This is a genomic window from Janthinobacterium sp. Bl 1, assembly GCF_058215535.1.
In genome coordinates, this window is record NZ_CM177086.1 from 2,999,494 (window position 1) to 3,012,836 (window position 13,343).

Annotated in this window: 11 protein-coding genes; 4 read left to right on the forward strand and 7 right to left on the reverse strand. The window is 61.9% G+C overall.

What is annotated here, in order from left to right; all coding sequences use genetic code 11:
- The first annotated feature begins 7 nt into the window (after positions 1-7).
- The 4 genes from AC4BCN_RS13555 (at position 8) to AC4BCN_RS13570 (ending at position 3,734) form a co-directional block, all read left to right on the forward strand.
- On the forward strand, positions 8-427 hold the full coding sequence (locus AC4BCN_RS13555; RefSeq protein ID WP_331778742.1) for a hypothetical protein: 420 nt from the start codon (positions 8-10) through the stop codon (positions 425-427).
- A 73-nt stretch (positions 428-500) separates the two neighbouring features.
- Complete coding sequence (locus tag AC4BCN_RS13560) at positions 501-1,001, forward strand: DUF3304 domain-containing protein (protein WP_319993071.1); 501 nt, start codon at positions 501-503, stop codon at positions 999-1,001.
- A gap of 53 nt (positions 1,002-1,054) precedes the next feature.
- Positions 1,055-1,552 carry a DUF3304 domain-containing protein gene (locus AC4BCN_RS13565; protein WP_139143539.1) on the forward strand — a complete coding sequence of 166 codons (498 nt, stop codon included), beginning with the start codon at positions 1,055-1,057 and terminating at the stop codon, positions 1,550-1,552.
- Positions 1,553-1,583: 31 nt separating this feature from the next.
- A complete protein-coding gene (locus AC4BCN_RS13570; protein ID WP_338682101.1) occupies positions 1,584-3,734 on the forward strand; it encodes a phospholipase effector Tle1 domain-containing protein in 2,151 nt (716 codons plus the stop codon).
- A 59-nt stretch (positions 3,735-3,793) separates the two neighbouring features.
- Here AC4BCN_RS13570 and tssA read toward each other — a convergent pair whose 3' ends face one another.
- From tssA to AC4BCN_RS13605, 7 genes are read right to left on the reverse strand one after another with little or no spacing between them, the layout of a single operon-like run.
- Positions 3,794-4,843 (reverse strand): type VI secretion system protein TssA, encoded by a 1,050-nt coding sequence (gene tssA, locus AC4BCN_RS13575; protein ID WP_338682103.1) that lies wholly within the window; start codon positions 4,841-4,843, stop codon positions 3,794-3,796.
- A gap of 19 nt (positions 4,844-4,862) precedes the next feature.
- Positions 4,863-5,624: an OmpA family protein gene (locus AC4BCN_RS13580; protein WP_490493599.1), complete on the reverse strand. Its 762-nt coding sequence runs from the start codon at positions 5,622-5,624 to the stop codon at positions 4,863-4,865.
- A gap of 35 nt (positions 5,625-5,659) precedes the next feature.
- On the reverse strand, positions 5,660-6,640 hold the full coding sequence (tagF, locus tag AC4BCN_RS13585; protein ID WP_490493514.1) for a type VI secretion system-associated protein TagF: 981 nt from the start codon (positions 6,638-6,640) through the stop codon (positions 5,660-5,662).
- Entirely contained in the window at positions 6,637-10,533 is a 3,897-nt protein-coding gene (tssM, locus tag AC4BCN_RS13590) for a type VI secretion system membrane subunit TssM (protein WP_490493600.1), read from the reverse strand. The genes tagF and tssM overlap by 4 nt, the downstream gene beginning before the upstream one ends.
- A 46-nt stretch (positions 10,534-10,579) precedes the next feature.
- The gene (locus AC4BCN_RS13595; RefSeq protein ID WP_338682109.1) at positions 10,580-12,031 is read right to left on the reverse strand and encodes a hypothetical protein; all 1,452 of its coding nucleotides are present in this window, start codon (positions 12,029-12,031) and stop codon (positions 10,580-10,582) included.
- 31 nt (positions 12,032-12,062) lie between these two features.
- Positions 12,063-12,332: a PAAR domain-containing protein gene (locus AC4BCN_RS13600; protein ID WP_034754859.1), complete on the reverse strand. Its 270-nt coding sequence runs from the start codon at positions 12,330-12,332 to the stop codon at positions 12,063-12,065.
- 14 nt (positions 12,333-12,346) lie between these two features.
- Positions 12,347-13,192 (reverse strand): M15 family metallopeptidase, encoded by an 846-nt coding sequence (locus tag AC4BCN_RS13605; protein ID WP_072454193.1) that lies wholly within the window; start codon positions 13,190-13,192, stop codon positions 12,347-12,349.
- Positions 13,193-13,343: the final 151 nt, after the last annotated feature.

Consider the following 13,343-nt stretch of genomic DNA (forward strand, 5'->3'; position numbering starts at 1 on the left):
TTTGGCCTTGGTGATTGCCAGCGGCAACGTCGCAGCGCAGACAGCGGTAAAAGCCGCGCCGCAGGCGTCAAGCGCCGTCAAGCACGCCAAGCTGAAACCGGCCGACACCGCCAACTTGGTCAGCCATTTGCGGCGCGTGATCACCGATGAAACCAATGACACGCCGCCGCGCGTCCTGAACGCCTTTGTCGCGAAATACCAGCAGCGCGCGCTCGATGCCGGGATCGATGACCTCGACCGGCAAACGCAATATGTCTTGCTGGCGCTGTATACCTCTGGCAAGGCAATGGAACAGCCCTTGTTTGTTGAATTCATGAAAAACCCACCCGCATCGCTGGACGCCTTTTACGACGCGCTGCAAGCCTTGCCGAAAACCGTTTGGGAAGCGGGGCCGCCGCTGTGGGAGGCGTATGAACCCAAGGGATAAGTTACATCTAAGGTTGATGTAATTTTCATTTCAATCTCGGGATGTATTTGGTCAATGAATTTCAGGAACTCAGATGATAAAAAGGCTATTTCCAAGAAATTTAATCAATGTATTTTTATGTATTTTTATGGCATTTTCAAATACGGCATGTGGCAAGGAAAAAATGGACTTGACAGTCAATTTGAGCGCCTACAATCATACCGAGAATGGAATCGGTGGATATGTCGTGACGCTATCAAATGGGTCAAGGGTGGAAGCCGGATTCCTTGCTCCTGGAAAAGGTGGAGGAGGGATGACTTGCTGCCTTTCCCTGCCGACAATATGGCGTCCGGGAATGACTGCAAATATCATCATGAGTTCAATAGAAAATGGCAAAGAAATTCATGTGGAAGAAAGTGTTCCGGTGCCAAAGTACACTGCTGGCGATGCTGGGATGTTCATTGTACATTTTCTGCACAATGGAAGTTATAAGGTATTTGTGACCAGATACCTGCTGGGACATCGAAAATATCCTCTTTATGGAAAAGAAGCTGAATTGCAGCAAGGCGAGCCGCTTGAGATAATTTGGGAATAATTTTTCTGATATGAATGTTATTTGCGATGAATTATTTTTATTCTTGAGAGGTTATGATGAATTTATTGGGAAAACGATTTTATTGTGTCCTTTTATGTGGGTTTCTTTTGTTTTCAAATATGGCTTGTGGCAAGGGAAAGATGATGTTACCAGTCAATGTAAGTGGATATAATCATACCGAACATGGGATTGGGGGTTACTTAGTGACCTTGTCGACAGGGTCGGAAGTGGAGGTCGGTTATCTCGATGCGGGTTCCGGTGGCGGCGGATACACTTGTTGTCTTGCAATTCCAGCAGTATGGCAGCCGGGAATGACGGCAACAATCCGCATGAGTACCATAAAAAATGGAAAAGAAATTAGTGTGGAAAAAACCGTCCCAGTGCCTAAGTATGTCTCAAGCGATGCTGGAAGATTTATAGTACATTTTCTGCACAATGGAAATTATAAGGTATTTGTAACTAAATATGCATTAGGGCACAGAAAGTATCCACTCTCAGGCAAGGAGGCAGAGCTTGAGCCAGGTGTGCCATTGGAGATTATATGGGAGTAATTCCAAAAAAATTGTTCATGGAGCTTATATAATGTCTATTATTTATACTGGACGTAAAGCCCCCTTGGATGGGCGTCGCAGGCTCACGGCAAAAGAATCGTCACAACGTGCAAAAGCCATGGCATGTGTTAGATCACCTCACAAAACTGAATGCCAAGGGCAAGTTTATATCGGGCTGTTTTATGATGGGAGCGGAAATAATGCTGCATGGAGGCAGGTTGATCCCGTTGTCAATCCGAAAAATCTTACACAGCGGCAACGGAACAAGCACAGCAACGTTGCCAAGTTGTGGGATGCGCATCTTGAGCAAGAGAGAAATGGATATTTTAGTGTCTATATGCCAGGTGTAGGAACTCCGTTTGCTGCTATTGGTGACACTATTTCAGCCCTTACCGATAATGCTGGCGGTGGATTTGGCTATATGGGCGCCGATAGAATAAACTGGGGCATTACCTCGCTGTTCAATGCAGTGCATTCATACTTGACCGGCTTCAACTTAATTGAGTCCGACACACAGCGGGTGCTGGTTAACTTGATGAGTTCTCAGATGCTGCTGGGTAAAGAGGGCGTGCGGCGCTGGGCAATGTTGACCGCTCTGGAAGAGCGTCTTGCAAAGGTCGTAAAAACCCATCAGCGCAAGGTAAAGCAAATTAATGTTTCCATTTTCGGTTTTTCCCGTGGCGCGGCCGAAGCGCGTGCCAGTGCACATTGGCTGCATCAGATATTTGAACGGGAAAATGGCGCATTTGAGCTTGCCGGCGTACCCATTCGGATAGGTTTCCTGGGAATTTTTGATACCGTTGCGGCAGTAGGTGTGGGTGATGTGACACCAGTCACCTTTGGTCATATGGCTTGGGGAGATGGAACGCAGAGTATCCATCCAGTAGTCGAAGAATGTGCCCACTTTATTGCTCTGCATGAACAGCGCGCGAGTTTTCCGTTGGAATCGGCAACTGGACGGGGTAATGTAGGATATCCCGGCATGCATTCCGATGTGGGCGGCGGTTATTACCCGGGAGAGCAGGGCCGATCCATGCCGGCCTGGGGGCCCTCACCTCACTTGTCGCAGATACCGTTGATCGACATGCATTTCGCCGCCCTCAAAGCGGGAGTGCCGTTATTGACGATCAAAGAAATGAACGAAAAACAGCGTGTTGCTGTTCGAAAGTCTTTTTCCACCGACCCAAGACTGATCGCCTCCTACAACAACTGGCTGACGCATAACGGCATCAAGGGCGCAGACGTGAAGACCTTTACCGAGGCGCATACAAAACAATATCTGCGCTGGCGCGGCATGTTGCACGCGCAGGGAACAGCGAAATTGAAGACCAAGCGCTTTTTCAAGGAGTCGGATAAGCCGGGCCAGAAAGACTTGCTGGAGGCCGATAGCGATCTGGGGGTATATCTGCGCTCCTGGCGCGAACGAAAGAATGCCAACGCGACCTTGTCGGGATGGCTCAATGAACGCGCCAAGACGGTCTTGCATCGCGTCAGCCCGGCTGGCATGCTGTTTGTCGAAGAAGGAAAAGACCCGTTAAGCGACTGGGAAGAGCGGTTTTTGAAAATCATGACGGAAGGCGCGCAGCCGCCGGCTGGCTGCGTCACGCTGTTTGAAGATTATGTACACGATTCCCGCGCCGGCTTTCGCATCTTGGGCAAGCACGAGCCGGTATGGCTGACCGGCGGCTATGGCCGCTTCCGCCACGTTTTCGTGCAAAGCGATGATTATTCGAACATGTCGAATATCGCCAATGAATCGCTGAAGGCTGTCAAGGCAGCGGGCGATGCGGCCGTGACCTACTTCCAGAAACTGTATGGCTACACCGTCAGCACCTACCGGGTGGCGCGCAGAAAGATCGCCGCCACCGCGCGGGCGGTGTCCGAGGCCGAAAAGCGGCTGGAACGGCAGGCGGTGGAAACGTACAGGGAAACGAGCCGGATGATCGTCGATGGCGCCACCCGCACCGGTCACGACGTGCACGATGCCGGGGTGGAGGCGGAAAAGAAATTGAAGCACGCAGTCAAAACCGCGAAAAATGCCATGCAGCAAGCCAGCCAGGAAGCCCGGCTTTATTATGAGGCAGAAAAAAAAGTCATTTTGAAGTACGCGAATGCAGAGGCCGAGTTGCTGGAGCAGCTGAAAAAGCGCTGGATCGAGCAAGACCGGGAAAAAACGAAATAAGACGGAGTCAGGTACAGCCGCCTCTGGCGGCGGCAAAGGCACCGCCAGAGGCATGGATATTAGCCATTGCCGGGCGGTTGCACACCCAGCAGCTCTTCAATATGCGCCAGCGAACCGGCATCCTTGACCACCGAACGCAGCCAGCTGTGCAAATCCTGGTCGGCCGCATTGGCGGCCTTGTCGGCAAAATAGGAGACGGGGCTGTGCGGTTCGCTGCGGCGGAAGAATTGCGCCACGGCGCGTAGTTGCTCGATCGCCTGTGCACGCGTGGTGATGGTGCCTGGCGGTCCGGCTGGGATCGCTGGCACGGCCGGCGCCATCGCGCTTTCAGCCATGGCCACACCGCCATCCGCCGCAGCGGCGGGCGCGGCGGGCGCCACGCTGGCACTGGAGGGCATTACGCGCAGCATCGCTTCGACGGCTTCGCGTGCCGTGGAAAAGGCTGGGCTGTCGTTGCCCAGGCGGGCGTCGACGACTCTTTCAAGCTTGCGCAGCGCTTCCAGGCAATCTTGCGCGTCGACGGCGAAACTGGCGCAAAAGGCGGCCGAGTTGTTGCGCCGTGCCGCTTCCATGTCGGACAACTTGACGCCCTCATGCTGCCTGGCGGAATCCCCCGGGGCGGCCTGGCGTCGCGCAGTCTCGAAATCGATGGTGGAAAAAGCGCCGCCTGGGCCGCCCGTGATGGGCACTTCGCGCAGCAGCGCGGGGATGCGCGAGAGTATCCAGCTCAGGTTGCCGATGCGCTGCTCCTGGTCGCCGTCCTCGGCTTCGGGGAACAGACCCCGGTCCCAGAATTTTTCGCACAGCCCCGCCAGCACCAGCAAGCCTTCGGCCATGCCGCGCAGGTGGTGGCGCTTGGTGCCCGCTTCCGTCAGCCAGACGGCCAGGCGCAGATCCTTGCTGCTGCCGGCAAGCAGGCCGGCGCAGCTGCGCACGACGAAGTCCCAGTCGGCCTCCTTCAGGTCGGCAACCCATTCGCCCTGGTCGAGCGTGGGGTCGTCGAACTTGCGCGCCAACGTGATCGCGTCGAGTTCGGGCGAAAACGCCAGGTCCACGCCTGCCGGTTGTTCATTGCTGATCGGAAGTAATAACTGTTCGGCTGAAAACATGTGGTCCTCTGATGGATGGTTATTGCGCCATGCGAAATTCGATGCGGCGGTTGCGCGCGCGGCCGTCGGCGCTGTCATTGCTGGCGATGGGACGGTCCGGGCCCTGCCCGGAAGCGCTGAGCAGGTCGCCGTCGATGCCCTTCCATGCCAGGTAGGTCTTGACCGCCTCGGCACGCGCCTGGCTCAGGTTCTGGTTGCTGGCGCGCAGTCCCAGGTTGTCGGTGTGGCCGATGATGTCGACCTTGCGGCCCGCCAGCTTGTGCAGCGCCGCCGCCATTTCGTCGAGGATGGCGCGGCCCGACGGCGTCAGCGTCGTCTTGCCGCTTTCGAATTCGATGGTGCGGTTGGCCAGCGCACCGTCGAGGATGTTCTGCTCGGAGGCGGACACGCGCAAGCCGTTGTTGACGGTGTACGTGGGATTGAGGCTGGTGGCGAAGTCGCTGGCGATCTTTTGCCGCTGCGCCTCGTTGGCCACTTCGCCGCGCACGCTGACTACGCTGCCTTCGATCTTCAACTGGCCGCGGCGGATCTGCTTGAGGTCCGCCGTCAGCAGCTTTTGCACATAGGCGTTCCAGTTTGCCGGCTGCGCGACCTGGCCGACGGCGATCTGGTCGACTACCTTGTCGGCGCCATACAGTTCGCGCAGGCGCACCAGCACCGCCGCCTTGGCCGCTTCGTCCGGCACCGTGCCGCTGGCGAGTACCTGGCCCGGTTGCGGCGTGGCGGCGGCCGGTACCGCAGCGGCCGCCGGCGCGGCGGCGGCCATGGCGGCCAGCGCCATGCCGAGGCCGAGAAGGAGGCGGGATAGTCGCATGATCAGCTCCCGATGAAGGCTGCACGGAACGTGTCGTGCGCCGATTTGAGTGACAGGTTGGCCTGCGCCAGATAGGTCGAGGCTTTCTTGATGGCGTAGTCGCTGTCGGCCTGTTCCTCGACCCAGGCCAGGTCGTCGAAGGCGATATGGTGCTCCAGCGCCGCCTGCGGTTCCATGATGGCGTGCAGGGTTTGCGCCGAGGCGCCGCAAAAACCCAGCACCAGCGCATGGCGGCCGCGGATGCGGGTGATGAACAGCGCCAGTTCGAAGTCGGCGCGCGCCAGGAACGGGGCGATCAGGTGCATCCAGAAGGCCGCCACCAGGTTGCGGTACAGCGGATCGGCCGGCAGCGGCAGTTCCAGGCTTTTTTCCAGCCGGCTGGAGCTGCTGGCCATGACGGGCTGCAGCAGCATGCCCAGGGCCAGCAGCACCTGGCGCACGGAACCGCCAAAACCCGTGGGCGCCAGCAGGGCGTCGAGCGCGCCCACCGTCTGCAGGCCGAGGAAGTCGTCGAAGGCGGCCTCGTAGGCGCTACCGCGCAAGTCCAGTTCGATGCTGGCGCCGCTGGCAGCGGGCAGCGCGGCGCCGGCCGCCGCGCCGCACATCTCGGCGCTCATGGCATCGAGGCGGTTCCACAGGCGCGACAGTACCAGCGGACTGGTGGCGACGAAGCCGGCCGGCTGCGCCACTTCCATGGCGCCCATCATCAGGAAGGGAAAGCGGCGCGACGAGGCATCGCTGCTGGCGGCGATATGCCCGGCGATGGCGCGGCCGCGGCGCGGGCCGATGAAGGCGAAATGCAGTGGCGGCAGCGCATCGTAGGTGAGCTTCCAGCGCGCATCGGCCGTCATCAGCTCCATGGCGTTGGCCAGCCAGTCGTCGAGCATCTTCAGCAGGGCCGGGTTGTCGCCGTGCTTGATGAAGTCGCCGCGGCTGGGAATCTTGCCGAAATAGCCGATCTGGGTAGCGGTAGGGCGGCTCATGGCGTGTTCCCGGCGATGGCGGTGGCCGTTTCGGGCGGCGCCGGAGTGGCGGCCGTCGGGACGCGCCGGGCTACGATTTCCGGCAGTTTCAGGCCACGGAAACCCTGGTTGCCCGAGGCGGAGGCCGGTGCCGCAACCGGTGCGGCAGCGGCCACGATCTTCAGGTTGGCCGTCACGGTGACGCCGCTGTTTTCCCAGCTCAGTTCAAATACGCCGCCCTCCTTGCGCGTGCGCCTGGCCGAATCGATCATCTTCTTCAGGCCGAAATGCCCGGGTTCGTTCAGCAGCACCACGGTGCGTCCTTCCGGCGTGATGGCGCTGATGCGCGAGCCTGGCACGCCCTGCGGGTTGGGCCAGACCATGTGCACCCAGGGCTGCGGCTGGCCGCGCCAGCGCAGCGCCTGGCCATCGATTTCGATCGTGTATTCGGTGGCGCCGGGCGCGCTCAGCGCCTGCAGGTCGAAGCGCGTCTGCGCTTCGGCGGCGCCGGCCGCCGTGGCAACGCCGTTGGCGCTGAGCGGCGCGACCCAGCCGGGCAGGCTGGCCACCACCGGCGGCGCCAGGGTGATGCCCATCGCGGCCCAGGTCCTGGCACTGAGCGAATCGCCGCGCCGCACCACCAGCGGGCCGATGGTGGTGTTGAAGAACTTGGCGATGGCGCCTTCCGGGCCGAATACCTGGCCGATGTCCGCATTGCTCGCCTCGATGCGCGAGTCGGGCGCGAACGGATATTTCGGCGCCAGGGTTTTCTGGAACGGTTCGAGTACCTGGGCCAGCCATACCTTGTTGATCTCCGTCTCGGTGGGTTTGATGATGACGGCGAAGGTCTGCATCAACGGGCGCACCAGCAGCGGGCGGATGGCCTGCTTTTGCTGGTCACTCATGCCGGTCAGCATCTGCTCGTCCACGTATTTCAGCGCGTCGGCCAGTTCCGAACCGCTGCCGTCGAGCGTCTGCTGCATCAGCTGCTTGGCGCCGGGGCCCGTGTCGCCCTGGTTCTTGATCTGGTTGAAGCGCACGCGCAGCTTCGACAGGGCCGCCAGGTAGCCGCGCATGGGCGACGCTTCCTTGTCGCGCGCCACCACCAGGCGCGCCACGCCGGAAAATTCGCGGCCGACAGGGCCCATCGGCATGGCGCCGCCGGCCTGCGCGCCGCCACCGATGTTGACGTTGATGCCGGACGGTTTCTGGCGCAGCACCGTTTCGCGGAACCAGTCCATTGCCCCGCGCTGTGCCCGCTGCAAGCCCTGGCCCAGCAGCGAAGGGTTGTCCCACGAGGTTTCCTGGTACACCGTCTCGATCAGCTTGTTGAGGGGCGAGGCTTGCGGATCGCCGAGGCGGTTCATCGCCTGCGCCGCATTGTCGAAACCGTTCAATTCGCGGATGCTGACGCCCTGGATGAATTTCTGCCACTCCTTGGCGTAATCGGTCTTGTACAGTTCCACCAGCGCCTTCTGGATCTGTTCCGGGCTGCCTTCCAGGGTCAGGTCATCCTTCGACGCCGTCTTGAGCACCCAGTCGGCGCTTTGCAGTTCGCGGTTGGCCGCTTCCTGGAATGCCTGCTGGATGTATTTTTCCCAGGCGTCGCGCGTGAAGGTGCCGGGGATGGCGTAGCTGCCCAGCACCAGTTCCTTGTCCTGCTCGCCGACGATGCGCGCAACCGTCATCGACGGAAAGCGCGTGGCGGCGCGCGCCTTCACGTCCGCATACACGCGGTCGCGCGCCGGCATGCCGCGCACCACGCGGCGCAGGCTGTCGCGCGACTGGTCGGCCAGGGCCCGCTGGTTCTCGATCTGCGGCCAGGACGGGTCGTCGATCTGCGTCAGGTAGAACGAGATCAGGCGCTCGGCGCTGCGGATCATCTGTTCGCGCGGCATGTTGCCCCGGTTGGCGTCGAGCCAGCCGCGCCAGTAGCGGGTCAGCTGGTCGTTCAGGTGACCGGCTTCGGCGCGCGACTTGTCGCCCAGCATCAAGTAGGTTTTCAGGGCATTGTAGGCATCTTCCACGTTCGTCGGCGCGGCATCCTTGAACTGCTGTGCGCCGAGGTTGACGGCGGCCGCCGTGGCTGGCGGTGCGGCGGCAGGGGCGCTTGCCAGGGCTGGCGTCGGCGTGGCGGCCGCCGGTGCGGCCAGGGTGCCGGCTGGCGCGGGCAGGGTAGCGGCCGCGCCGGCCGACACCGCGCCCGACTGCGGCGTGCTGGCCATCGGCTGCAAGCGGCTGGCGCCGGCATTGACCTCGGCCAGGAAGGCTTCCAGCGATTGCGCGACCGGGGTCAGCATCACTTCACGCACACCCGAGAAATACTCTTCGCGCAGTTTGCGTTCCAGCAGTTCCCCCTGATACAGGCCCAGGCCCAGCGAGATGGGCCGGCTGTTGCGGTAGGCATCGAGCTGTTCGATCCGGTCCTGCATGATTTCCAGCGCTTCGAAACGCGATTGCAGGTCGAGCCGCTTGTCCTGCACCTTGATCGCCTGGTCCAGGTCGGCCTGCACGTTGGCCACCAACTGGCGGTTGGCCATGTAGGACCAGCTCCAGCCGGCCAGCGCCAGGCCCACCAGCGCGGTGGCGGCAAAGAAAGTGGCGTAGCGCAGGCGGGTCTTGGCTGGACTGGCGTACTGGGCGACCAGCTCCCTGTCGGCGAAGATCACCTTGCGAAACAGATTGAGCAGGAAATAGCCGTGCTGGTCCTGCACCGCGTTCTGTTGCTGCGGCTGCAATTTCAAATCGAAGCGCTGCGCCACGCGTTCCGACGAGGCCGATACCGACATGCCTTCCTGCAACGCGCTGGTGAAATAGAAGCCGCGCATGACGGGCTTGAACTGGAACGGGTTTTCCTCGAACAGGGTGGCGATGAAGGCGCGCAGCGAACCCTTGATCGCGCTGAACTCGAGCGGGAAGGTGAACACGCCCGGCGGCATGCGTTCCTGCTGCTGCAGCGCCATGCTGGCCAGGCTCAGCTCTTTCAGGCCGTCATACAGTTCGTCGAAACGCTGGTCGAACTGCTCCAGTACGTCCTGTTTGGAACTGGTCTGGCTGTAGGGCAGGGTGGCGCCCCATACCCGGTCGCGTTCGCCCCGTTCGGTGTCCTGGAAGAATTCGTTGAAACCGGTAATCAGGTCGGCCTTGGTGAACACCACGTAGACGGGCGCGTGCACTTCCAGCTTTTCCGTCAGTTCTTGCACCCGCTGGCGCAGGTTCTTGGCCAGATTGATGGCGAACTCGGGCCGGCTGCCAGTCAGTTCGGCAATGCTGACGGCGATGATGATGCCGTTGATCGGCGCGCGCTTGCGGTGTTTTTTCAGCAGCGCCAGGAAGCCGAACCATTCGGCGCGGTCTTCGTCGTTGACGGAATAGCGGCCCGCCGTGTCGAGCAGGATTCCATCGGTGGTGAAGAACCAGTCGCAATTGCGGGTGCCGCCGATGCCTTGCACGATCTTGCTGTCGGCAAAAGGAAACTGCAGGCCGGAATTGGCGATCGCCGTGCTCTTGCCGGCCGCCGGGTTGCCGATGACCATATACCAGGGCAGCTCATACAGGGCCGCGTCACCTGACAGCTGGCCCAGCTTGGACGTCTTGATGGTACCGATCGCTTCGAGCATGCGCTTGCGGATGGTTTCGGTTTCCTCGCGCTGGGTAGGGCCCGCCTTGGGCGCCGCGCCAGCCGTCTGCTGTTCCAGCATGCCGCCGAACCGTGCGGCATCGCGCTGGCGGCGCCTGCGCTGCAGCCACCATACCGCGCTGGCGATCAGCAGGACCAGCGCCAGCGGCGGCACGATCCATACCAGCGGCCATTCGAAGATGATGGCGCAACTGGCCAGCAGTGCGGCCAGCGCCACGAAGCCGATGGCGAACAGGCTGAAACGGGTAGTAATGGAATGCCAGAATCGTTGCATCATAGTATGAGGGGCGAGAGGTTGATAGGCATGGTGGAGGGAGGGGTCATGTCGCTGCGAGGGCTTCAGGGGCAAGGGTAGGCGCCCCCACCACCACGGCGGCCCGGCGGAAAGCGTCGAGGTTGCTCAGGCATAGCACCTGGCTGGCATTGTCGGCCGCCTCGTGCCGCGCCAGCACCAGCGCCGCCAAGGTGGCCACCTGGCCACTTTGGCCGCAGGCCGCCGCCACGCTCAGTACGTCGTTGCTGAGATCGATATCGGGCAGCAGCGTGCCGGCATTGTTCATCAGTTCGATCATGCGGCTCGAGCGCTGGTCGGCATCGGCGTATAGCCGCGTAATCGCGGCCGGGGCGACAGACGCCGCCGACATCGCCTTGCCGCCCAGCTCGGTCAGCAAGGTGGCATCGCCGTGGCCGCGGCTGTCCGCCGACTGGCCACGTACGGCCATGCTGGTATGGTGCAGCAGTACCGGCGTGTCCACCTGCAGCGCCGCCGCCTGGGCCGCGTCGGCCAGCAAGAGGCCGGCCGCGCCTTCGCCGGGAATTTGCCCGCCCGGCTGGCCCGCATTGAACAGCAGGCCGCGCGAGGTCCAGTCATGCACGGTCAGCTCGCCGATATGCGAACCGCAGGCCAGCACGATGGCCAGGCAAGGCAACTCTTGCAAGGCAGCCTGCGCGGCCAGCTGTTCGATCAGCGCCAGCGGCCCGCTGTCGCCGGCCAAGTGCACGCCGAGCTTGTCGGCAGGCCAGCCTTGCTGTTCCGCCTGTGCTTGCAGCCAGGCGGCGCCTGTGTCGCGCTGCGGCTGCTCCCAATCGGGTGGTAACAGCAGATGCAGTTGCAGGGTCGGCAGCGCCAGCGCGGCGCGCGATCGCGGTTGCGCCGCCTTGTAGTCGTCGAGTTCCGTGTGCATCGCCGCTTCCTGCATCAGTTCGGTCAATACGCCGGCGCCCAGCGCCAGTGCGCGCAAGTGTTCGGCATCGAAATGCGCTGTTGCACCCTGCGCCGTATCGGCTGGACGGGTCCGCAGCCAGTCGTCCAGCAGTGCCTTCTGCTCATGTTCATCGACGTCGGCCACGCGGGCGCTCATCACCGGGTAGCCTTGCGCGTCGGTCAGTTCCGGGTCGAGTTCGGGGCGCTGCTGCTTGTCTTGCAGCGCGGCCGCCAGTTCCGGCGCCGAGGCGCCGCCCGGCATGCGCAGCGCGGCGGCGGTCAGGTGCAGCGGCGCGCGCGGCGCAGGTTCATTGCCGGGCGCCCCGGCGTCGGCCCCGGCGGCGTCAGCCAGCGCGGGAGATGCCGCCGCCGGCGCCGTCAGCCTGGCCAGCAGTTTCTTGCCCAGCCACCAACTGATAAGCAGCGCCAGCGGCAACGCCAGCATGCTACCGGCCAGGTCGCCCGTCGACGGCATGCGCGTGCTGGTGCGCCAGTACCAGATCGCGCCGCCCCAGCACAAGGCGAACACGGCCAATATCAGCAGGCTGCGCCGCAGCCACGCGCGCATCAGCGCGCTCCCTTGCAGTGGCGGCCGGACGTCATAGCTGATCCGTGGTGGCTTGCTGGCTGGCGATCAGCACCGCGCCACAGCTGGTCTTGTCGCCCTGGCGGGCCACCGGCTTGCCATCGACGATCCAGCTGGCGTCGCCGCTGACGATGGGGCAGGTGCCATGGCCTGGCCGTGGACACGAGACCTTGTCGCCCACGCGCGCGATGCCGATGCCGCCGCTGTCCGTCACCGCCGAGGCCTCCAGCACGCTGCCGCCATGCGATGTCTTGTCACCCAATCTGATTACAGGACCAGCCATATGTGCTCCTTAAGTCATCGTTGTTTTTTCATCACACCAGGCACGCGCAGTTCCGTGTGGCCGAAATCCATCATTTTCCAGCGGCCGCCCCAGGTCATGCCGACCGATTCGGCCACTTCGCCATACAGCTGATAGCCGCGCATGGCCCATGGATCTTTTTCCGAGATCACCAGCTTGCCGTCGCGCAAAAAGGCGCAATCGGCCGCCAGGCCATACTGATGCCAGCTCTGGAACGCGGCCGCATTGGTGACATTGCTGCCCATGCCGGCCAGCATGTTTTGCCGTTCCGGACTGCGGTAACCTTCCAGGATGGCCATGTCGTAGCCATGTTTTTCCTTCATGATCTTGAACACCAGCAGCAGCCTTTGTGCGTACTCGGCATTGAGCAGCGTCCAGTTGCGGCTGGCCGATACCAGCATCGGCCGCACTTGCTGTACTTCCTCGGTGGCGAACACCAGCGGCGGCAGATCCACCGGCGGTACCAGCTGTTCGCCTTGCAGCAGGGCAGATACTTGCGTATTCATTTCGCGCGTCGACACTTCGTAGCCGCCCAATACACTCTTGCTGCCTGCCAGCAAGGCGATCGCCGGTGGCAGACACATCACCGCCGCACCGCCCAGGAACAGCAGGTAATGGCGGCGCACGAACGCCGCGCTGCCGAGCAAGGTGCTGGCGCCACCACGGCGCAGCGTGTCCAGGCCGGCGTTCCTGCGCCGGGCAAGCCGATCGAGCCGTGCCCCGATGCCTTGTTCGGCCGTCGCCAGCGCCCGCAGCAGCAGTTCGCGGCCCGATGGAAACAGCACGAGCCAGCTGATCAGGCATGCCAGTAAAAAATAGAGTGCCACCGCCAGTAGAAACACGTCCACCCCGCTTGAAAAAGGCGCCATGCATGGGCAGTGGAATGCGGCTGCGCCAGCGTTTGCGCTAATATTGCCTGTGAGTATATCTTACTAACTTGCTAATTACGGGCGCTTAGTTTCAATTGTGCGCCGGGTGCGCACTGTTGATTTC